This window comes from Hominiventricola sp. (assembly GCF_057604405.1).
Genome location: NZ_DBLYVB010000007.1, coordinates 14571 through 35330, shown reverse-complemented (window position 1 = coordinate 35330; position 20760 = coordinate 14571). Strand labels below are relative to the sequence as shown.

Genomic DNA, 20760 nt, shown 5'->3' with positions numbered 1-20760 from the left:
AAGAATAGACAGTCGGAGGATGAGTGAGAGAATGAAACAGATGAAAAATAATGTGCTGCTGGTGCTGACAGCCCTGATCTGGGGCTGTGCATTCGTAGCACAGAGCGTGGGAATGGATTATGTCGGACCCTTTACTTTTAATGCAGTCCGGTGTCTGATTGGTGCGGCAGTGCTGATCCCGGTGATTCTATTTATGGATAAGAGCGCCAGAAAAAGCGGACTTACGGATGAAGAAATGAAAAGCCGTCGTGGAGATACAAAGACGCTGGTTACCGGAGGTATTTGCTGCGGACTGGCCCTTGGTATTGCGAGCAGCCTGCAGCAGTGGGGCATCTTGTTTACAACGGTAGGAAAAGCCGGATTTATTACCGCCATGTATATTGTACTGGTTCCGATTTTCGGTATTTTTCTTGGAAAGAAAGTCCGTCTGCTCATCTGGTTCTGTGTGGCACTGGCGGTAGCAGGTCTTTATTTTCTCTGCATGAATGAGACATTTCGTCTTAACACAGGGGACTTTCTGGTGATCCTGTGTGCGATATGTTTTTCAGTGCATATCCTGGTTATTGACCATTTTTCGCCAAAAGTGGATGGTGTACGGCTGTCTGCAATCCAGTTTTTGGTGGCAGGCATTGCCTGCGGAATCCCTATGCTGATCTGGGAACACCCGGAATTACCGGGCATTCTGGCAGCATCTATGCCGCTTCTGTATGCAGGAGTCATGTCCTGCGGGGTGGCTTATACGCTGCAGATTATAGCCCAAAAAAATGCGGACCCCACTGTGGCATCTCTGCTCTTAAGTCTGGAGTCCGTCTTTTCCGTGCTGGCAGGATGGGTGATTCTTCATCAGAGCCTGAGCATCAGAGAATTGTTCGGTTGTGTGCTCATGTTTGGAGCTATTATTCTGGCACAGCTGCCGGAGAAGAAGTGAGTTAAGGTTTCATAGGTGATGAAGTAGGCAGAGAAAGGGGACAGTATGTGAAAGGAACGTCCGCAGTCCCGGTACTTCACGAGAACGAGCCTTTGGCGATGTTTGAGTGTTAGTACCGCTGGATCGAGGACTTAGCGCGAGCGGTTCCGCTCACATACTGTCCCCTTGTCTGCCGGTTAATTGCCTATGAACTATAACTTGCTTGAAGCATAGCCTTCTATCTTCCGAAGCATTGCCTATGAATGATAGCCCACACGCAGCATAGAAATTTCTTCTTTATAAGGGGCTCTGGTATTCTTTTTATCACCGTCAACGGGAATCCACGGCGTTTCGAGAATCTTCGGAACATCCGCAAAATCCGGGTGATGGACGATGTAGTTCAGAGCATCAAAACCAATACAGCCTTTTCCAAGATTCTCGTGGCGGTCCTTTGCGGCTCCACGGGGATTTTTGCTGTCATTGATATGGAAGGCAGCAATTTGATCTTTTCCCAGCACCTGGTCAAAGTGTGCAATTACCCCGTCAAAATCGTTGACAATATCATAACCACTGTCATGGGTATGGCAGGTATCGAAGCAGACACGGAGCCGGTCTTTTTTCGCTACGCCGTCATAGATTCGTGCCAGCTCCTCAAAATTCCGTCCAATCTCAGAACCTTTTCCAGCCATGGTTTCCAGTGCTACCATACAGTTTGTATCGTCTGTCAGCACTTCATTTAATCCCTTTACAATCGAGGCAATACCGGCATCCACACCGGCTCCTACGTGAGCACCCGGGTGAAGTACCATGATATTGCTGCCCATGGCATCGGCGCGGGTCAGCTCCAGCCGGAGAAAATGAATGGCCAGTTCATAGGTTTCCGGTTTGACGGTGTTAGCCAGATTGATGATATAGGGAGCATGGATAATGAACTCATCGATGCCATTTTCTTTCATCAGTGCGTGGGCAGCGTCAATGTTCAGCTCACTGATCTCTTTCCGGCGGGTATTCTGGGGCGCGCCGGTGTAAATCATAAAGGTATTTGCCCCGTAAGAGAGAGCTTCTTCCACAGAGCCGAGCATCATTTTTTTCCCGCTCATGCCCACATGGGAACCGAGTTTTAACATAAGAAAGTCCTCCAACTCAGTTGATTCTTTTGTAGACTTCGATTAGTTCTTCTGCCATGATTCGGGCCATTTCGGCCATTGCCAGCTGATCCTCAGCATGAACCAGAAGTAATCGGGTCAGAAGTCCACCTTCTGTACCGGTTTCTTCCTGAAGTAATCCAAAATGTGCTTCATGGGCATGCAGGTAGTTTTCATTTCCGCGTTCAATAGCTGCTTCAGCCTGTTCGAAGTCTCCCGATTTGGCACATTCAACAGCTTCCAGATAGTCACTTTTTGCAGCACCGCTATAGGAAATCAGTCCCAGGCAGGATTGTTCCAGAACTTCCTGAGTAATTGTCATAGGATCAGTCCTCCATATATTTTTTGATGTCGGAATATACTTTTTTACCATCCATCATTCCATAGGCCATCATATCAATGACTTCTACCGGTTTTCCGGGTGCCATCTCACTGATCCGTTTCTGAAGATAACGGATCTGCGGCCCAAGCAGAATTAAATCCGCTTTTCCAACATGTTCTCTTGCTTTAATTTCACTGGCAGCCCAGATATGAAGCTCTTTTCCGTCTTCTTTTGCAGCCTGTGTAATTTTTTCACAGAGCATTCCGGTAGACATACCCTGAGAACAAAGTAATAATACGTTCATTTGAAAATCCTCCTGATTAATTTTTTGTTAAAGTGTGTTATAATATGGCAATGTACATTCACAGAGAGGTGATTTTTTTGAAAAACCTGCATTTTTCACAGCAACACTTATTAAATGAAACAGAGCATAAAGTCCTGTCCTGTATACTGAATGCAATCGAACAGGGAGATACAAAGATTAATATCCGGATGATAGCACGTCAGGCTTATGTCTCTACAACTACGGTAATAAAGCTGGCAAAGAAACTTGGCTATCAGGGTTATAGTGATATGATCTATTCTCTGAGACATTCGGTTGACGAGGAACAAAAACCGGCAGAAGGTATTGAACTGACCAGCATTCTTGATCCTGTGAATGAGCCGGCCATAGATATGTTTGTCGAACTGCTTCTGAAACATCAGAATAACTGTATCTTTGTCATAGGACTTGGCTTTTCTACCATAGCCTCTTCTTATTTTATGAGAAGACTGGCTACGCTCGGATTTCTTGCCTATGATGGATCCCCTTCTGATATGATGCGGAGGGAAGACACCCCGAGCCTTTGCATATTTTTCTCTAAAAGCGGTGAGACAAAAGATCTGATCAATATTGCCCAGTGTGCAAAGGCCGCAGGTCATGATATCGCACTGATTACAGCTAATGGGTCTTCTGCTTTGGCGGACTTGAGCAGTCCGCATTTGGTGATCCGGTCAACAGGTTCAGTTGCTTATAATGTGCCGGATTTTTTTATTGGAAGAACGATCATTCTTCTGGAATATATCTTGTCCAAATTAGTACTTTATTTGCATTGAATATGCGTAAATATGCATATTCAGTGCTTTTGATACATTCTATCATTTTCGTTGCCGCACTTCAATCCTTCCGCTGAAAGAGTAACATGTTTTTTCTTGAAGTTACAAATTTCTTTGTCTTTCCAATCTCTTGAAAAAAAATCGCAAATTCCTTATCCTTTGTACAGATGAAGTCCTGCTGAATATGCAGGCGTATAAATATGCAAAAAAGGAAGGAAGCATGTATGAAAAAAAAATTTTCAGTTGCAATTGCCGGCGGCGGGAGTACCTATACTCCTGATATGCTGGAGATGCTTTGTCTGGTACGAGAGGATTTTCCTCTCCGGAAAGTCGTTCTCTATGACATTGATGCCGACAGACAGGAACATATAGGAAAATTTGGTGAAATCCTGTTTCGGGAATATTATCCGGAAGCTGAGTTTTCCTACACAACGGACCCTCAGAAAGCGTTTGAAGATATTGATTTTGTATTGGTACAGATTCGTGCAGGCGGATTGAAAATGAGGGAGCTGGATGAAAAGATTCCGCTTAAATATGGAGTGATTGGGCAGGAAACCTGCGGACCTGGAGGCTTTGCCTATGGAATGCGTTCTGTTCCGGCAATGATTGAACTTGTAAAAACCATCCGGCGCTATTCTCCTGAAGCATGGATACTTAATTATTCCAATCCGGCTGCGATCGTGGCAGAGGCAACTAAACGGGTATTTCCGGATGATTATCGTTTGATCAATATCTGCGATATGCCGATTTCCATTATGGATATCTTTTGTCCGCTGGCAGGAGGAAGAAAGCGGACAGATGTGGAACCACGTTATTATGGACTGAACCATTTTGGCTGGTTTACCCATATGTATGACAAAAAGACCGGTGAAGATGTCCTTCCCGAGATGTTGGAAAAATTGAAGACCGGAGATTGCGACAGAGAACTTGGATATTCTGGGAAAAATGATGATTACTGGAATTTCACATTTCGTCATCTGGAGAAAATGGTACAGGATTTCCCTCATTCTCTCCCAAATACGTATATGCAGTATTATCTTTATCCTGACACCATGGTGAAGCACAGTGATCCAAATTATACAAGAGCGAACACAGTCATCGACGGAAGAGAACGTCGGGTAAAGGAATACTGCGATGGTGTGGCCAGCCTCAATCAGATCCGCGGCACACAATATGATCTTGACTTGAAATACAGCCGCGGATCACATCTGGATGCAGACGGAAGTTTTGCATCTGCGACGGTTGCCCACAATGATGCACATGCCACCTATATTGTGGAACTGGCCATGAGCATTGCTTATAATCAGAATGATATTTTCCTGATTATTACAGAAAATAAAGGAATTGTTCCCAATCTTTCTGAAGGCATGATGCTGGAAGTTGCCTGCAGAGTCGGTATTAACGGGGCAGAGCCGCTTCGCATCCAGGAAGCAGGTGCTTTTGAGAAGGGGCTGCTGGAAGGACAGTATGCGTATGAAAAACTGACAGTAGATGCTGCACTGGAAGGCTCTTATCAAAAAGCACTGATGGCGCTTACAGTCAGTCGTACGGTTGGCGATGCGGAACTGGCCAGAACGCTTCTTGACGAATACATTGCCGCCAATGGAGAATATTTTCCGAAATTAGTCTGATTTACGAGGGAGGAAGACATGAAACATTTATCAAAGCTGATTGAAACTTATTTAATGCCATTATCCCAGAAGCTTTCAAGCAACAAATATCTGGTTGCCCTGCGTGACGGTCTGATGCTGTCCATGCCACTTCTGATTGTTGGTTCACTTGCAATTGTTATTGGTGATTTTCCAATTCCGGCTTTTCATGAATTCATGACATCCATCGTTGGTGATGTATGGAATACCTGGTGCTGGGATATGGTAAATCCGGCAACTATGGGACTGGTTGCACTGTTTGCGGTGGTTGGAGTGTCCCATAGTCTTGCATCGGAAGAAGAGGTTGAGCCGCTTCCGGCAGTGGCAATCTCTATCAGTGCCTATTTTCTTCTGCTCCAGCAGATGGATGGAGGCGGATATGCTACATCCAGTTTTGACTCCGCAGGTCTTTTTACTGCAATGCTGACAGCGTTAATCGCAACGAAGCTGTATGCAGTTCTTCTGAAGAAAGATATTAAGATTAAAATGCCGTCTACTGTTCCGGGATTTGTGACAAGACAGTTTGAAGCACTGATTCCGGCAACCCTGATCGTGATTCTGTTTCTGATTTTGCGGTTGATTTTTGAAGCAACTCCCTATGGAACTGTATCTAACTTTATCGTTACAGTGATTCAGATGCCGCTCACCAATATAGGAACAACCTTCATAGGAACAATTTTCATTACTGTGCTGAATTCTATATTATGGTTTTTCGGTATTCATGGAACGGCGGTAATTGATTCTTTTATGGGCCCTTTGTGGTATGCAGCACGTTTTGCAAATCTGGATATTTTTCAGACCACAGCAGACGCTGTCAGACCGTATATTGCAACGCAGGATTTTGCTAATCTGATTATTTTCCTTGGCGGTACTGGTAATACAGTTTCCCTGGCTTTGATCATGGCATTTAAATGTAAATCAAAACGCCTGAAATCTCTCGGAAAACTGAGCTTTCTGCCGGGTATCTTTAATGTAAATGAACCGGTTATTTTCGGACTTCCGCTGGTTTTGAATCCGATGATGGCGATTCCTTTCTTTATTGTACCGCTTGTTACGGTAGGAATCTCTTTCGCGGCTATGTTCTTCGGACTGGTACCGTATCCTACGGGTGTCACTGTTCCGTGGACCATGCCTGCACCGTTTGGAGGATGGATGATGTGTGCTGATATCCGAGGCGGTATTCTGCAGTTGATAGTACTGGTAATCGGAGGATTGATCTATTATCCCTTTATCAACGCACTGGATCAGCAGTATCTGAAAGAGGAAAGTGCAGAAGCACAGACAGAACTGAAAGAGTAGAACGTATAATGAAATGTGGCATAGCTCCCTGATAGCGGGCTATGCCATTTTTTTGTCCTAAATATCAACCCTACCCATCCGAGTAGTGCCATAATAGATAGATTCCAGTAAAATTAAATTATTATGTTACGATGGAAAAGGGGTGTACATATGAAGATGCGGACGTTTCTTTATCGACTGGTGGGAGCTGTGATTGTGCTGCTGGGACTGGCATTGCTTTTTAAATTCTGGTACAGTAAATTCTTTATTTCTGTATCAACGGTGATCGTAATTATTGGAGTTGCGGTTTTTATGATGGCAAGCCCGGAATCCTATAACGCCTCAACAGATGTGGTGAAGATGATTGGCATGGGAGATACGGTACGGACCATCGAGGATTTTTACGAGGCATTTAAAAATGTACCGACGCCTCTGGGCAGCGGTTATCTGGGACATTTTTATACGATGAAGCAGCCGGCACTGATCTTTGGACCCGATTTTCAGGGCAATTATCTCTACTTCTGGCTGAATGGTTCCGGACTAAATGGTTATCTGGGTTATTCTTTTTTGGAAAGTATGATCAAAGATCGGATCAATGAGCCGCTGATTCCCATGAAGGAAGACTTTGGCGAGGATCTGGCAGGTTATATTTGTTTCCAGGCGGATGTGATGCTTTTGCAGAAATATTTATATGACAGCTTAAGTTCTTTTGCAAAGACAGGGAAGGTGCTTCCGATTCCGGCATCGGAGCCATCGGAAATATATACTTTTACGGAAGATTTCAATCTTGCAGGTCAGCAGTTTGATCTCTGTGATAAAGATGGAAATTTCATCTATCATATAGAAGGAACAGCACCACTTCTGAAGTTCTATGTGCGGGATGGACAGGAACGGGAAGTGTTCCGGGTGGAGAAGGAAATTCTCCATGTGCTGCCTGCCTACCGCTTCTATCTGAAGGGCGAGCTTTACGGAAAATTGGAGAAAAAACTGGAATTTATCAGAGATCATTTCACTATGGATGTAGCAGAAGGAAAGCTGGAGCTGCGGGAGTATGCCGGTTCTATCGGACGCAATTTCAGTGTGACCCTCAATGGCCGGATGCTGGGAGCTGTTATGGAGGATATGCAGTTTACCCTTCATAACATCGTTTTTGATAATTCGGTACTGATGGTTTATGACAGGGATTATCTGCCGCTTATGACCGCAATGGCCATTATGGTGGCAAGAGAGATTGCAAGAGACGAGGAGGATGAGTAAGCACATGAAGAGGTACAAAAGAAATCTGGCTCTGCTTTTGGCTGCTGTGACGGCAGTTCTGTCAGCGGGGTGTGAGATCGAGGAGGTGCCAAGGGCGGCTGTGGAAGAGGAACGTCAAGTGCTGGAAGAGGCATCCTCACTGGCCTACACAGGGGATCTGGAGGATATCACCCTTACCTCGGATCTGACGGCGGATGGTGTGATTGCCGGAAGTATCAAAGAGACCGGATTCTGGAATACGAAGTATACCGTGACAGCAGGAGGAGAAGACTGGTTCTATCTGGGTGACCCGAAGGATAACTTTATCTACAATCTGGAAGGCGTCAATTCCGGTACCACTTACGCATATTATGATATGGATGACAACTGCCTTGGCTATGCCCAGACGCGGATCATGGAGACCGATGGACTGGAACATGACTGGTATATAGTTTTCCTGGATGCGGATGGAAATATCAGGGCAGATTATCTGACCGATGAAAGATGTCATTATGTCATGGACTTTGACGGAAATGTTCTGGGCACCTGCTCTGCAACGGGGGAGACTTTTTCGGATAAGTATGAAGTAAAAGTACAGATGAATGAGGGGGAGCAGATGGATCTGATGGATAAGGTGGCCATCTGCCGCCAGCTGGCGCATTGGTATGCGTTTGATCACAGCTACTAGAGAGATTGCCACTCCTTGACAAACGCTTTTATTTTCCCTATACTTGAAAGAAGTTCTTTAATGGAAAATGGAGAAGTTAAGGAGGAAGATTCAGCATATGAAGAAAATACTGGATCTGCTGAGTGCAGAAGTGGCAAAAGCGTTTGCAGCAGCAGGCTATGATGAAAAATACGCGCGTGTATCGATTTCCAACCGTCCGGACCTCTGTGAATATCAGTGTAACGGAGCCATGGCGGCAGCGAAAGAGTACCACAAAGCGCCGATTATGATTGCAAATGGAGTCGTGGAGCAGCTTGCCGGTTCCGAAGTATTTGGAGAAGTACAGGCGGTAAATCCGGGATTCATTAACATGAAGATCAATGATGCGTTCCTGAGCAGCTATTTAAATGGCATGGAAGCAGACGAGCGTCTGGGATTTGAGAAAGCAGAACATCCGAAGACCATCGTCATTGATTATGGCGGACCGAATGTGGCAAAACCGCTTCACGTAGGACATCTGCGTTCTGCCATCATCGGAGAGAGTGTAAAGAGAATCGCGCGGTTTGCAGGACATCATGTTATCGGTGATGTACATCTGGGAGACTGGGGTCTGCAGATGGGTCTGATTATTACCGAGCTTCATGAGAGAAAGCCGGAGCTGTGCTATTTTGATGAGAATTACGATGGCGCTTACCCGGAGGAAGCTCCGTTTACGATCGCAGAGCTGGAGGAGATTTATCCGACCGCCAGCAAGCGTTCCAAAGAGGATGAACCTTATAAAGAGGCTGCCATGCAGGCAACCTATGAACTGCAGCATGGAAGAAAAGGTTATCAGGCACTGCTGCAGCACATTTTAAATGTATCTGTTACCGACTTAAAGAGAAACTATGCAAACCTCAATGTCAGCTTTGACCTGTGGAAAGGCGAGTCCGATGCACAGCCATATATCCCGGACATGGTGCAGAAGATGAAAGACGATGGATTTGCTTATGTGAGCGACAATGCTTTGGTTGTTGACGTTAAGGAAGATACCGATACTAAGGAAGTACCGCCTTGTATGCTTTTGAAATCTGACGGAGCATCCCTCTATACGACCACCGATCTGGCAACCATCGTAGAGCGTATGAAGCTTTATAATCCGGATGAGATTATCTATGTAGTAGACAAGCGTCAGGAGATGCACTTTATCCAGGTATTCCGCTGTGCAAGAAAATGTGGTCTGGTGACAGATGAGACCGGTCTTAAGTTCCTTGGCTTTGGTACCATGAATGGAAAAGACGGAAAACCCTTCAAGACCAGAGACGGCGGTGTTATGAGACTGGAATATCTTCTGAAAGATATCAATGAAGAGATGCTGAAGAAGATCGAGGCAAGCCGTCCCATGGATGAGGAAGAGGCAGAGAAGATCTCCAAGATCGTCGGTCTTTCCGCTGTTAAATACGGTGACCTGTCCAATCAGGCGTCCAAAGACTATATTTTCGATGTGGATCGTTTCACGTCTTCAGAAGGAAATACAGGTCCTTACATCCTGTACACCATCGTTCGTATTAAGTCTATTTTAAGAAAATACGAAGAGATGGGAGGCACTGCAGGTGACGGACAGATCACGGCCAGCGCCAACGAGAGTGAGAAAGCGCTTCAGCTGGAACTGACCAAGTTCAACAGCGTGATGGAGACTGCTTACGAGGAGTCTGCACCTCACAAGATCTGTGCTTATATCTACGATCTTGCCAATGCATTTAATAAATTCTATCATGAGACTAAGATTCTTGGTTCTGAAGATGAGGCAGCAAAGAAGAGCTGGATTGCCCTGCTTCTGCTGACCAGAAAAGTGCTGGAGACCTGCATTGACCTGCTGGGCTTTGAAGCACCGGAGAAAATGTAAATATGCAGAAACGTACAAGAGTAAGCATTTATAGCATATGGAGGGTCATCTATCCGATGATCCTCTATATGCTTTTACAGAGCATGATTATGGTGGTAGGTATGATGGCTTTATCCCTGTTCCTCCCGGAATTGGCACAGAATGCCGGATCCTCGGTAGAGAACTGGTCGGATACGGCGGTGAGTTTTCTGCTGTTAAGTTCGGCTCTGTCGGTGATATTGTTCGGATTTTTATACCGGGCAGACTGTGAAGAACGGTTGGAATACCGGCAAGTCCGTACGCCTCAGCGAATGGATGGAAACAGTATCCTGTGGATCAGCGTGGCGAGTATCGCTTTTTCCATGGTGGGCAATAACCTGATCGATATCAGCCCGTTGCCGGAGTTGTCGGGCTCCTATGAGGAAACCAGTGCCATGCTTATGTCGGGAAGTCTGATCCTGCAGCTTTTGTGTGTGGGAATACTGGCTCCCATTGTGGAAGAAATCCTTATGCGGGGCATCATTTTTGGACGACTCCGTGACATGATGCGCCCGGCTTGGGCCATCTTCTGGGGTGGTCTGCTTTTTGGAATCTTCCATGGAAATATTGTGCAGGGGGTATATGCTTCCTTTTTTGGCTGGTTCCTGTGCTGGCTTATGGAACGGTTCGGCACCATCAAGGCAACCTGCCTTTCCCATATGGTATCCAATATGGCAGTCACCCTCATTGTGGGTACCAGTCTGTATAACCAGATTTTTGAGAATGATATTGTATTTTGGGTGGTAACTATAGCAGCTGCCGTATTTTTCGTTATGGCAATATTTCTTCTTTCTATACATAGAGAAGAGGAACGAATTTTATAGAGCATGTGGAAACAAAGAAGTTTCAGAACGATTCTGGGACTTCTTTTTCTTTTAGCTGAATTAAATTGTGTGACAAAACCCAGGCCGGTAGAACGATACACTGTGAAAGGAACGTCCGCAGTCCCGGTACTTGATGAGAACAAGCCGTGGGTGCAGTTCGAATCTTAGTACCGCTGGATCGAGGACTTAGCGCGAGCGGTTCCGCTCACAGTGTATCGTTCTATCGGCCGGAAGTATTTCATGACAAACCTATTATTCCTACTTGATTTATATGAAAAAGGTATTGACAGACTAAAGAAGCCGTAGTATAGTAAGTGACATCAAGAAACATATAATTCCTATATACAAAGTATGGATATAACTAAGGAGGAACATTATGAAAAAACGAGCACTTACCCTGTTACTGACGGCAGCACTTTCAGCAGGACTTCTGGCAGGCTGTGGCTCTTCATCAGATAGCAGCACAGCAGCATCCGATTCACAGACCAATGCAGAAACGACAGACAGCGAGAGCGAGGATACAGCAGAAGCAGCAGATACAGCTTTTGACAGCAAAGGTTCTTTAAGAGTTTTAGGATGGAACAGCATGGTTGGACATATCGATTCCGCACTTGCCTATGCAGCAGGTTATTATGCAGACGAGGGACTGGATGTGGAGATGACCTACAATAACTCCAACCCGGATAATATACAGGCACTTCTTCAGGACAAGGCAGATCTGGTATCCGCAGGGGCAACCGCAGTCCTGAATTACATTGATCAGGGTTCCGATATCGTGATCATTGGTGGACAGATGTCAGAGGGAGCTTCCCTTTATGCTCTTCCGGATCGGGCATCCGAGTTTACTGAACTGAATGAAGAGACTCTTGCAGGAAAGAAAGTAGGTGTTACCCGGTTAAATACTGGTGATATTGCATTTCGTAAGATGCTGAAAGACAGAGGCGTGGATGTATCCAAGATCGAATTTGTGGAGCTGGATTCCCAGGCAACGGTTGTAGAGGCAGTAAAAAAAGGTGAGGTTGACCTTGGTATTGCATTCCTGACTTATCGTCAGAGTGCAGAAGCACAGGGACTGGTTCCGGTCAGCTACCTGGATGGCGAAGATGAGTGGCCGGGATTCATCTGCTGCCGTATGTTTACCACCAGAGAGAAGCTGGAGGCAAACAGAGACGCTTACGTAGCAGCACTGAAAGCGAATATCCGTGCATATGAGCTGATGCAGACGAATGAAGATGAAACAATTAAATATGCACTTCAGGAACTGGAGACCGACGAAGATACCATCAGGAGCCAGGTATATGAATATGGACATATCGGATTCAGCCCGAACCCGGATGTAAAAGATACCGACCAGTTCTTCCAGGCAATGGTAGATATCGGATATTCTGAGGGAAATGTAGATATGAAAGATTACATTGATCCGACCGTATTTGAAGATGCACTGAACGAGCTTCTCCAGGAAGACCCGGATAATGAGGTATATCTGCAGCTTCAGGCAGAGGATCAGGCAACCAATCAGGATTGAAGAGAAGACACCAAGGCAGAGGAAAGCTGCTGCGGCTAATAACAAAGAATTATATTAAAAACGGAGATACATGGAAATGAGTAAAATAGAGTTAAAAGACATCACACTCGATTATACAGACCAGGGAAATGTCTACCATGCACTGGATGGAGTCACATTTTCTGTGGAAGAAGGTGAATTTGTGAGCCTCATCGGTTCCAGCGGATGTGGAAAAAGTACCACATTAAGCATTCTGGCAGGCCTCAACAATCCCCAGAGCGGAAGCTTTCTGATCGACGGACAGGAGACAAGAGGAACCGGAAAAGACAGAGGCGTGGTATTCCAGCACTATTCTCTCTTTCCATGGATGTCCGTAAGAAAAAATATTGAATTTGGCATTAAGCAGAATTTCCCGAGACTTTCCAAAAAGGAACTGACTGCAAAAGCCATGGAATACCTGGAGAAGGTAGGACTGAAAGGCTTTGAAAACAAGTATCCCTACCAGCTCTCCGGTGGTATGCAGCAGAGAGCTGCCATCGCCAGAACACTGGCCATGGAGACGGATATCCTTTTGATGGATGAGCCTTTTGGCGCCATCGACGCCAAGAACCGTGTTCTTTTACAGGATCTGCTGTTACAGATTCTGGACACAACGGAGAAGAAAAAGACCATCGTGTTTGTCACTCATGATGTGGATGAGGCGATTCTCATGTCTGACCGGATTCTCTTTATGGAGGACAAAAAGATCGACCATGAGGTAAAGGTTCCCTTTGCAAGACCCCGGAACCGGGAAAAACTGACCAGTGATGAAGCATATCTCAGCCTGCGAAGAAAAGTTGTGGATCTCTTTTATCACGAACAGGAACAGAAACTGGAGTTTGAAGGAGGAGAAGGAATATGATACGGAAAATACACGGGGCACTTCCCCATCTGTTATTCCTTGTGCTGGTGTTCCTGATCCTTCAGCCATCAGTCGAAGGCACCAAATCCTATACGGCATTTCTGATCATTGTCATTGCCGTGGAAGCAGCGCTTCTTGCCAACTGGAAGAAAAAAGCAGCCATCGATATTGGAATTATCGTATTTGCAGCGCTGATTCTCTGGGAGTACATTACCGCCAAGGTGGGAGTCAAAGATGCCATGCTCTATCCGGCACCGGAAAATGTATTCAACATTTTTGTAACGGATTATGAAAAAATACTGGAAGGTGTGGGAAGCTCCCTGCGGCTTATGGGACTTGCGTTTGCACTGGCCCTGTTCTTCGGTGTTGGCTTGGGACTGATCGTCGGCCTGTCAGACCGCCTGAGCAGTACAGTGATGCCTATTGTCCGGGTTATCAGCCCGATTCCGCCGATTATTTATTCCCCCTACGCGGTAGCACTGCTGCCCAGTTTTCGAGCAGCTTCCATTTTCGTCATCACCATGACGATTTTCTGGTCCATCTTCATGAATATGGTATTAAGCGTGCGCCAGATTGACCGGAAGATCATGGATTCCGCGAGAACACTGAATCTGAATCAGAGTTCCATGATTCTTCATGTACTGCTTCCTTACAGTCTGCCGGGAATCATCAACAGTGTGTCTGTATCGGTATCCACTTCCTTTCTGGTATTGACAGCGGCTGAGATGATCGGAGCAACATCCGGACTTGGATGGTATATCAAATATAACGCAGATTTTGCAAACTTCACAAAAGTGATCGCAGGTATCTTTGTGATCGGTGTGGTAGTTACCGTGCTGAACGCGCTGATCAGTCTGGTGAAGAGACTGCTGATCCGCTGGAGGTAAGAACATGGAATTTAATGAACGGGTTCACGCTTACATTGCGGCAAAGTATTACGTACATTTAACGGAGCATTTTGGGGAGCGCGGGAAGAAAGCATTCCTGCATGCCACCCAGTATTATGCTCTTCAGAGGGGCCGGAGAATGGCACAACGGGCTATCCGGGACGGGCAGGAGCTGACCCAGGCAACGTATAACTACTATGGAGAATGGGTCAATACGGAATCGGCCAAAGAGGAAGGCATTTCCAATATCATGACACCGGATGGAAACGGTGCATTGAAAATTACCCGATGTCCCTGGTACACCCAGTTTCATGATATGGGGCTTACAGAGGCGGGAGCGGCTTACTGCAAATATCTGGACAGTTCCATTTCCAGGGGATTTAACCCGGATCTCGGTTACGAGGTAGACCAGACCCTTCATACGGCAGACTGCTGTATTCATCGACTTTCCACTGGTAAGGATATTGCCGAAGGCAGTGGACGGGGAAAGAATCCTGCGGGAATTAAAAATTTTGAATATCACTGTGCCCATTCCTACTGGGCGTACAACGAAGTGACGGCGGCTATTTTCCAGGCAGAAGGAGAGGCAGTCAACGCGGAAGTGTTGGCTGATGTGGCAGCGGAGTACGGACAGAAAGCGGCAGACACATTGATGAAATATAGAAATACAAATTTCAACGTATGTGAGTAAGGAGAAGAGAAAATGAGCAAGAGCATTGGATTTATCGGCGGTGGAGCTATGGCCACCGGCATTATCAAAGGAATTCTTTCTGCAAATACACTGACAGCAGAAGAGATCTATGTAAAAGAGCTTCTGCCGGAGCGTCAGGTATATTTAAAAGAAACTTACGGACTTCAGCTGGCAGACAGCCTGAAGGAACTGGCTGAGAAAGCAAAGGTACTGGTACTGGCAGTTCGGCCTCAGGACGCAGAAAAAGCAGCAAGAGAGCTTTCCGAAGTGATCACACCGGATCATGTACTGGTATCCATCTGTGCAGGGATAAAGATCGAGAAACTGTCCGGCTGGATTGGTGAGAAAGTCACTTATGCAAGAATTATGCCGAACACCATGACCGAGATCAAACGCGGTTACAGTGCCCTGACCTTCAGTGAGAATGCTTCTGAGGAAGCAAAGAAGAGCGTACAGAGAATTACCGATTCCATCGGATCTACCCTGGTAATCCCGGAAAAACAATTTGATGCATTTACCGCATTAAGCTGCGCAGGTCCGGAATGGCTGCTGCTCTTCTCGGCGGCACTGGTAGATGCCGGTGTGGAGTGTGGCATTGCCAGAGCAGATGCAAAGAAAATCGTAACTCAGAACCTGATCGGAACGGGCCTCATGCTGGAGAGCACTGATAAGCATCCGTTCCAGATTACCGACGAGATGAATACGCCGGGAGGTATCGGCATTGCCGGATATCACACTTTTGTAAGTGCAGGTCTTAATGGTATCGTGATGGATGCAGTACAGGCTGCATATAAGAGAACCACTGAGCTTGGTAAATAAAAAATAATCACACAACACAAAGAAAGGCCTTTTGAAACGGATTCACGTTTCAGAAGGCTTTTCCTGTACTTTTAATATTTTTTCAAAAAGAAGACCTGCCGTAAACCACAACGGTGCATAGTCGAATCGGATGAGACCGTGATAGTGAAAGCGACTCCGGCTATAATCCCAGGGGCAGAAATCCCGTTTTTTCAGCAAACTGCCGCTTATATATTCCCCGGCATAAATACAGAGCATATAAACGAGTCCCCGTTTCCAGAAGCTGTGTTTTTTTAACAGACGGATGATGGGAGAGAGGAAAGCGGCGCTTCCGTAGATGGGAAACATCCAGAGGGAAGAGCGGCCTGTAAGCTTGGGATCGCGGATCCGTAAGGAGTGAAGTCCGGTCCAGAACAGCTCCAGACACCAGCCCATCATACCGCATCGGAAAAAATTTCGTCTTATCATAACCATAGTATTTGAAATATGAACCGGATTATACTATACTTAACCTGATTATGTGCATTTCGGCTGGAAGGCCGATGGCAAAAAGAAAAGAGAACAATCCTATGACATATGAAGAAGCAAAGGCATTTCTGGCAGGCTGCAATCAATATGCAGGTGCCATCACCCTAAATCCGTTGAAACGAATGCTGGAATTATTGGGGAATCCCCAGGATCAGCTGAAATTTATCCATATTGCGGGAACCAATGGAAAAGGTTCCACCCTTGCCTACACCTCCACGGCGTTGAAAGCAGCCGGTTACCGGGTAGGGCGGTACATTTCCCCAACCATATTCAGCTATCGGGAACGGATTCAGGTAAATGAAGAATATATTTCGAGAGAAGGTCTGATAAGGCTGACGGAACAGATTAAAAAAGTCGGTGAGCAGATGCTGGCAGAAGGAAGCGGTCATCCGACCATGTTCGAGGCAGAGACGGCGCTGGCATTTTTATGGTTTGTGGAGCAGAAATGCGATATTGTGGTGCTGGAAGTGGGCATGGGCGGTCTGACCGACGCCACCAATGTAATTACAAATACCATTGTGGCAGGGCTTGCATCCATCAGTATGGATCATATTGGCGTGCTGGGAAATACCCTGGGTGAGATTGCGGTGCAGAAAGCAGGCATTATTAAGCCGGGATGCACGGTGGTGAGCGCTGCTCAACAGCCGGAGGCAAAGCAGGGGATTCTTGATGCGGCAGAACGCTGCGGCTGTGAAGTTCATTTTGCAGAGCCGGAGAAGATTGTGAAGAAAGAACGGGGACTGTTAAGACAGGTTTTCGATTATAAAGATAGAACGGATGTGGAGATTTCCCTGTCTGGGGAATACCAGTTTGACAATGCGGCGCTGGCGCTGGAGATTCTGGACGCCTGTCGTGCGAAAGGCTTTTCGATTCCGGAGGAAGCGATTCGGGAAGGATTTCGGTCTACCGTATGGCTGGGAAGATTTTCCGTCATTGCAAAGAATCCACTGTTTCTCATGGACGGAGCTCATAACCGGGATGCAGCCAGAGTACTGCGGGAATCCATTTTACAGGATCTCAAAGGAAAACGGATCATTTATATTATGGGTGTGCTGGCAGATAAGGAATATGAGGAAGTGGCGAGACAGACCGCACCGCTGGCAGCAGAGATCATTACGATTATGACGCCGGATAATCCGCGGGCTCTGTCAGCAGAAGCATTGGCGGAAACGGTGAAACTTTATAATCCCCATGTGCACCCGGCAGCCAGCATTGCGGAAGCGGTGGCAGAGGCAAGGCGCATGGCAGGACCGGAAGATGTGATTCTGGCCTTTGGTTCCCTGTCTTATTTGGGAATACTGGCGCGGGAAGTATGGAAAGAAACGGAAGAATAGAGAAAGGATAGGATCAGGTGGAAGATTTATTACAGCTTCGTCAGGAGATTGACGAGATTGACCAGGAGATGGTCCGACTGTTTGAAAAACGGATGGATGTAAGCCGCAGAGTGGCAGAATATAAGATTGCAAATGGAAAGAAGATTCTGGACCGCGGAAGAGAGGTACAGAAGCTGGAAAGCCTGGGAGAACTGGCTCACAGTGATTTTAACCGGCATGGGGTGCAGGAACTGTTTCAGCAGATTATGGCTATGAGCAGAAAGCTCCAGTACCAGCTGCTTGAGCAGGAAGGCGTATCGGGAAGCCTTCCTTTTACGAGAATTGAAAAAATTGACCGGAAACACTGCCGGGTGGTTTATCAGGGAGTGGAAGGTGCTTATCAGCATGAGGCGGCCATTCAGTACTTTGGCGAGGGCGTCAACATTTTCCATATGAGTACCTGGAGAGAGTGCATGGAAGCGATTAAGGAAGGCATGGCAGATTATGCGGTGCTTCCGATTGAGAATTCCTCCGCAGGAGAGGTGGATGCCATTTACGATTTGCTGGAAGAGTATGACAATTATATTGTAGGCGAGCAGATTTTGAAGATCAATCATGCCCTGCTGGGACTTCCGGGAACGAAGCTTTCTGATATTAAGACGGTGTATTCCCACCCCCAGGCACTGATGCAGTGTTCCGTGTATCTGGACAGGCATCCTGAGTGGAAGCAGATCAGCCTTTCCAATACGGCTGTGGCAGCAGCCAAAGTGCAGAATGATCAGGATAAGTCCCAGACAGCCATCGCAAGTCCGGCAGCCGCAGAGTTCCATGGATTGGAAGTGCTGGAGATGCCCATTAACCACAACCGATTTAACTCCACTCGGTTCATCATCGTTACCAACCGGAAGATGTATGAGGCGGATGCGAAGAAGGTCAGCATCTGTTTTGAACTGCCCCATAAGAGCGGAAGCCTTTACAATATTCTGTCCCATATGATTTACAACGACCTTAATATGTGTAAGATCGAATCCCGGCCCATTCCGGAGCGAAACTGGGAATACCATTTCTTTGTGGATTTTGAAGGAAATTTAAATGACAGTGCGGTGAAAAATGCCATCCGCGGCATGATGGAGGAGTCCGTACATTTTAAGATTCTTGGAAATTATTAAAAAGTTGCAAAAATTGGTAATACCAATTGACAGAAATGCTTTTGACGATTATGATGGAGAAGGTAATAAAACACTGACCTTAAGCAGGAGGAATAGGATATGGATTACGCAAAAGAGTCATTAAGACTCCACAGAGAGTGGAAGGGCAAAATTGAAGTGGTTGCAACTGTACCGGTTGCCAACAAGGATGATCTGTCATTGGCTTATACGCCGGGCGTTGCACAGCCCTGTCTGGAGATTCAGAAGGATGTGGAGCAGAGCTACGAGCTGACCCGCCGTCATAATCTCTGCCTGGTCGTTACCGACGGAAGCGCGGTACTGGGACTGGGAGACATCGGACCGGAAGCAGGTATGCCGGTTATGGAAGGTAAATGCGTGCTATTCAAGGCATTTGGTGATGTGGACGCATTCCCACTCTGCATTAAGAGCCATGACGTGGACGAGATTGTCAACACCATTTACATGATTTCCGGAAGCTTTGCAGGCGTGAATCTGGAGGATATTTCCGCTCCCCGCTGCTTTGAAATAGAGAAAAAACTGAAAGAAAAATGTGATATTCCGATTTTCCATGACGATCAGCATGGTACCGCCATTATTACACTGGCCGGACTGACCAACGCACTGAAGCTGGTTGGTAAGAAAAAAGAGGAAGTAAAAGTTGTGGTAAACGGTGCAGGAGCTGCTGCTATTTCCATTACCCGTCTGCTTCTGACTGCAGGTGTGAAGAATGTAATCCTGTGTGACAGAAAAGGCGCCATCTATGAAGGCCGTGCCGAGGGAATGAACCCAGTGAAGGAGGAGATGGCGAAAGTCACTAACCTGGAGAAGAAGAGCGGAAGCCTGGCAGACATGCTGGTGGGTGCAGACGTTTTCATCGGTGTCAGCGCACCGGGTATGGTGACACCGGAGATGGTGAAGACGATGAACAAAGATGCCATCATTTTTGCATGTGCAAACCCAACACCGGAAATTTTCCCGGATGATGCGAAGGCAGGAGGCGCAAGAGTTGTTGCAACCGGAAGAAGCGATTTCCCGAACCAGATCAATAATGTACTTGCATTTCCGGGTATTTTCCGCGGTGCATTCGATGTACGTGCAAAAGACATCAATGATGAGATGAAGCTGGCCGCTTCCAAAGCACTGGCAGATCTTATCACGGATGAGGAGCTTAGCGAGGACTACATTATTCCGAAGGCATTTGACCCGAGAGTTGGTAAAGCCGTAGCTGCAGCTGTGGCAGAAGCAGCAAGAAAAACAGGCGTTGCAAGACTGTAAATTGTAAAAAAAGCCTTGCAATCACAAAATAATGTGATATACTGGAAATAACATAAACCGTTGACTTAAGAAAGGGGTGGGCACAAAGTCCACTCCTTCTTATATGTCTGGAGATATTTATGTAGAAACACAGCAGCAGGCAATCATGCCTGGAGATGGCACCCGGTAAAAGGAGGATTATATTTGGCAAAGAAAGAACTGTATGAGCAGAAAACGGAAGCCTTACTGCTTCCCATGATGGAAGAACATCATTTTGAACTGGTAGACGTAGAATTTGTGAAAGAGGCGGGAACCTGGTTTCTGCGGGCATACATTGACAAGCCGGGCGGAATTACCATTGACGACTGTGAGCTGATCAGCCGTGCATTGTCAGATCAGCTGGATAAGGATGACTTTATTGAGGAAGCCTATATTCTGGAGGTAAGTTCCCCGGGACTTGGCAGACCTTTAAAGAAAGACAAGGATCTTGAAAGGAGTCTGGGAGAGTCCGTAGATGTAAGACTGTTCCGGGCCATTGACCGGCAAAAGGAATTTACGGGGATCCTGAAAGCATGGGATAAAGAAACGGTAACGCTGGAGTTTGAGGACGAGGCAGAGCTTGTGATTGAGCGTGCCAACATCGCCCTGATCCGACTGGCATTTGATTTTTAAGGAGGAAAGTACAAAAA

Annotated in this window: 21 protein-coding genes; 17 read left to right on the top strand and 4 right to left on the bottom strand. The window is 46.4% G+C overall.

The annotated features are described in order from the left end of the window. Positions 1-31: 31 nt before the first annotated feature. On the top strand, positions 32-928 hold the full coding sequence (locus ACZMB2_RS06340) for a DMT family transporter (RefSeq protein WP_487596031.1): 897 nt from the start codon (positions 32-34) through the stop codon (positions 926-928). Between the two features lie 236 nt (positions 929-1164). Here ACZMB2_RS06340 and ACZMB2_RS06335 read toward each other — a convergent pair whose 3' ends face one another. The 3 genes from ACZMB2_RS06335 to ACZMB2_RS06325 are packed head-to-tail and all read right to left on the bottom strand — an operon-like array spanning position 1165 to position 2678. Then, positions 1165-2034: a deoxyribonuclease IV gene (locus tag ACZMB2_RS06335; RefSeq protein WP_487596030.1), complete on the bottom strand. Its 870-nt coding sequence runs from the start codon at positions 2032-2034 to the stop codon at positions 1165-1167. 16 nt (positions 2035-2050) lie between these two features. Further along, positions 2051-2374, bottom strand: coding sequence for a PTS sugar transporter subunit IIA (locus ACZMB2_RS06330; RefSeq protein WP_118770208.1), 324 nt, complete (start codon positions 2372-2374; stop codon positions 2051-2053). A 4-nt stretch (positions 2375-2378) separates the two neighbouring features. Next, positions 2379-2678 (bottom strand): PTS sugar transporter subunit IIB, encoded by a 300-nt coding sequence (locus ACZMB2_RS06325; RefSeq protein ID WP_118770207.1) that lies wholly within the window; start codon positions 2676-2678, stop codon positions 2379-2381. 44 nt (positions 2679-2722) lie between these two features. Here ACZMB2_RS06325 and ACZMB2_RS06320 point away from each other — a divergent pair, with 44 nt between their 5' ends. The 12 genes from ACZMB2_RS06320 to proC all read left to right on the top strand — a co-directional run bounded on the left by ACZMB2_RS06320 (position 2723) and on the right by proC (position 15828). After that, positions 2723-3469 carry a MurR/RpiR family transcriptional regulator gene (locus ACZMB2_RS06320; RefSeq protein ID WP_118770206.1) on the top strand — a complete coding sequence of 249 codons (747 nt, stop codon included), beginning with the start codon at positions 2723-2725 and terminating at the stop codon, positions 3467-3469. Between the two features lie 224 nt (positions 3470-3693). Beyond that, positions 3694-5100, top strand: coding sequence for a family 4 glycosyl hydrolase (locus ACZMB2_RS06315; protein ID WP_487596029.1), 1407 nt, complete (start codon positions 3694-3696; stop codon positions 5098-5100). A gap of 18 nt (positions 5101-5118) precedes the next feature. Beyond that, complete coding sequence (locus ACZMB2_RS06310; protein WP_487596028.1) at positions 5119-6417, top strand: PTS sugar transporter subunit IIC; 1299 nt, start codon at positions 5119-5121, stop codon at positions 6415-6417. A 150-nt stretch (positions 6418-6567) separates the two neighbouring features. Then, a complete protein-coding gene (locus ACZMB2_RS06305; protein WP_487596027.1) occupies positions 6568-7653 on the top strand; it encodes an LURP-one-related family protein in 1086 nt (361 codons plus the stop codon). A 4-nt stretch (positions 7654-7657) separates the two neighbouring features. Then, positions 7658-8320 carry a hypothetical protein gene (locus ACZMB2_RS06300; protein ID WP_487596026.1) on the top strand — a complete coding sequence of 221 codons (663 nt, stop codon included), beginning with the start codon at positions 7658-7660 and terminating at the stop codon, positions 8318-8320. A gap of 97 nt (positions 8321-8417) precedes the next feature. Then, a complete protein-coding gene (gene argS / locus ACZMB2_RS06295; RefSeq protein WP_487596025.1) occupies positions 8418-10184 on the top strand; it encodes an arginine--tRNA ligase in 1767 nt (588 codons plus the stop codon). Positions 10185-10186: 2 nt separating this feature from the next. After that, positions 10187-11026 (top strand): CPBP family intramembrane glutamic endopeptidase, encoded by an 840-nt coding sequence (locus ACZMB2_RS06290; RefSeq protein WP_487596024.1) that lies wholly within the window; start codon positions 10187-10189, stop codon positions 11024-11026. Positions 11027-11402: 376 nt separating this feature from the next. Continuing rightward, entirely contained in the window at positions 11403-12551 is a 1149-nt protein-coding gene (locus ACZMB2_RS06285) for an ABC transporter substrate-binding protein (RefSeq protein WP_487596023.1), read from the top strand. A 76-nt stretch (positions 12552-12627) separates the two neighbouring features. Beyond that, positions 12628-13431: an ABC transporter ATP-binding protein gene (locus tag ACZMB2_RS06280; protein WP_487596022.1), complete on the top strand. Its 804-nt coding sequence runs from the start codon at positions 12628-12630 to the stop codon at positions 13429-13431. Then, positions 13428-14318 (top strand): ABC transporter permease, encoded by an 891-nt coding sequence (locus ACZMB2_RS06275; protein WP_487596021.1) that lies wholly within the window; start codon positions 13428-13430, stop codon positions 14316-14318. The genes ACZMB2_RS06280 and ACZMB2_RS06275 overlap by 4 nt, the downstream gene beginning before the upstream one ends. A 4-nt stretch (positions 14319-14322) precedes the next feature. After that, positions 14323-15009, top strand: coding sequence for an L-2-amino-thiazoline-4-carboxylic acid hydrolase (locus ACZMB2_RS06270; RefSeq protein WP_487596020.1), 687 nt, complete (start codon positions 14323-14325; stop codon positions 15007-15009). A gap of 12 nt (positions 15010-15021) precedes the next feature. Continuing rightward, entirely contained in the window at positions 15022-15828 is an 807-nt protein-coding gene (proC, locus tag ACZMB2_RS06265; RefSeq protein WP_487596019.1) for a pyrroline-5-carboxylate reductase, read from the top strand. A 42-nt stretch (positions 15829-15870) separates the two neighbouring features. Here proC and ACZMB2_RS06260 read toward each other — a convergent pair whose 3' ends face one another. Continuing rightward, positions 15871-16275: a putative ABC transporter permease gene (locus tag ACZMB2_RS06260; RefSeq protein ID WP_487596018.1), complete on the bottom strand. Its 405-nt coding sequence runs from the start codon at positions 16273-16275 to the stop codon at positions 15871-15873. Positions 16276-16349: 74 nt separating this feature from the next. Between ACZMB2_RS06260 and ACZMB2_RS06255 the strand changes: the two genes are divergently transcribed. From ACZMB2_RS06255 to rimP, 4 genes are all read left to right on the top strand, one after another. Next, positions 16350-17669 carry a bifunctional folylpolyglutamate synthase/dihydrofolate synthase gene (locus ACZMB2_RS06255; RefSeq protein WP_487596017.1) on the top strand — a complete coding sequence of 440 codons (1320 nt, stop codon included), beginning with the start codon at positions 16350-16352 and terminating at the stop codon, positions 17667-17669. Positions 17670-17686: 17 nt separating this feature from the next. Further along, positions 17687-18817: a prephenate dehydratase gene (gene pheA / locus ACZMB2_RS06250; protein ID WP_487596016.1), complete on the top strand. Its 1131-nt coding sequence runs from the start codon at positions 17687-17689 to the stop codon at positions 18815-18817. Between the two features lie 99 nt (positions 18818-18916). Beyond that, positions 18917-20092: an NAD(P)-dependent malic enzyme gene (locus ACZMB2_RS06245; protein WP_487596015.1), complete on the top strand. Its 1176-nt coding sequence runs from the start codon at positions 18917-18919 to the stop codon at positions 20090-20092. 183 nt (positions 20093-20275) lie between these two features. Then, positions 20276-20743, top strand: a complete 468-nt coding sequence (rimP, locus tag ACZMB2_RS06240) for a ribosome maturation factor RimP (protein WP_487596014.1) — start codon at positions 20276-20278, stop codon at positions 20741-20743. The last annotated feature ends 17 nt before the right edge of the window (positions 20744-20760 follow it).

Bases quoted from the DNA above. Each gene is read 5' to 3' on its own strand.
- ACZMB2_RS06300 (WP_487596026.1), top strand. From the start codon at position 7,658: ATGAAGAGGTACAAAAGAAATCTGGCTCTGCTTTTGGCTGCTGTGACG.
- argS (WP_487596025.1), top strand. From the start codon at position 8,418: ATGAAGAAAATACTGGATCTGCTGAGTGCAGAAGTGGCAAAAGCGTTT.
- ACZMB2_RS06270 (WP_487596020.1), top strand. From the start codon at position 14,323: ATGGAATTTAATGAACGGGTTCACGCTTACATTGCGGCAAAGTATTAC.
- ACZMB2_RS06340 (WP_487596031.1), top strand. From the start codon at position 32: ATGAAACAGATGAAAAATAATGTGCTGCTGGTGCTGACAGCCCTGATC.
- ACZMB2_RS06290 (WP_487596024.1), top strand. From the start codon at position 10,187: ATGCAGAAACGTACAAGAGTAAGCATTTATAGCATATGGAGGGTCATC.
- ACZMB2_RS06330 (WP_118770208.1), bottom strand. From the start codon at position 2,374: ATGACAATTACTCAGGAAGTTCTGGAACAATCCTGCCTGGGACTGATT.
- ACZMB2_RS06260 (WP_487596018.1), bottom strand. From the start codon at position 16,275: ATGATAAGACGAAATTTTTTCCGATGCGGTATGATGGGCTGGTGTCTG.
- ACZMB2_RS06325 (WP_118770207.1), bottom strand. From the start codon at position 2,678: ATGAACGTATTATTACTTTGTTCTCAGGGTATGTCTACCGGAATGCTC.
- proC (WP_487596019.1), top strand. From the start codon at position 15,022: ATGAGCAAGAGCATTGGATTTATCGGCGGTGGAGCTATGGCCACCGGC.
- ACZMB2_RS06315 (WP_487596029.1), top strand. From the start codon at position 3,694: ATGAAAAAAAAATTTTCAGTTGCAATTGCCGGCGGCGGGAGTACCTAT.
- ACZMB2_RS06255 (WP_487596017.1), top strand. From the start codon at position 16,350: ATGGCAAAAAGAAAAGAGAACAATCCTATGACATATGAAGAAGCAAAG.
- ACZMB2_RS06335 (WP_487596030.1), bottom strand. From the start codon at position 2,034: ATGTTAAAACTCGGTTCCCATGTGGGCATGAGCGGGAAAAAAATGATG.
- ACZMB2_RS06285 (WP_487596023.1), top strand. From the start codon at position 11,403: ATGAAAAAACGAGCACTTACCCTGTTACTGACGGCAGCACTTTCAGCA.
- ACZMB2_RS06305 (WP_487596027.1), top strand. From the start codon at position 6,568: ATGAAGATGCGGACGTTTCTTTATCGACTGGTGGGAGCTGTGATTGTG.
- ACZMB2_RS06245 (WP_487596015.1), top strand. From the start codon at position 18,917: ATGGATTACGCAAAAGAGTCATTAAGACTCCACAGAGAGTGGAAGGGC.
- ACZMB2_RS06310 (WP_487596028.1), top strand. From the start codon at position 5,119: ATGAAACATTTATCAAAGCTGATTGAAACTTATTTAATGCCATTATCC.
- ACZMB2_RS06280 (WP_487596022.1), top strand. From the start codon at position 12,628: ATGAGTAAAATAGAGTTAAAAGACATCACACTCGATTATACAGACCAG.
- ACZMB2_RS06275 (WP_487596021.1), top strand. From the start codon at position 13,428: ATGATACGGAAAATACACGGGGCACTTCCCCATCTGTTATTCCTTGTG.
- ACZMB2_RS06320 (WP_118770206.1), top strand. From the start codon at position 2,723: ATGGCAATGTACATTCACAGAGAGGTGATTTTTTTGAAAAACCTGCAT.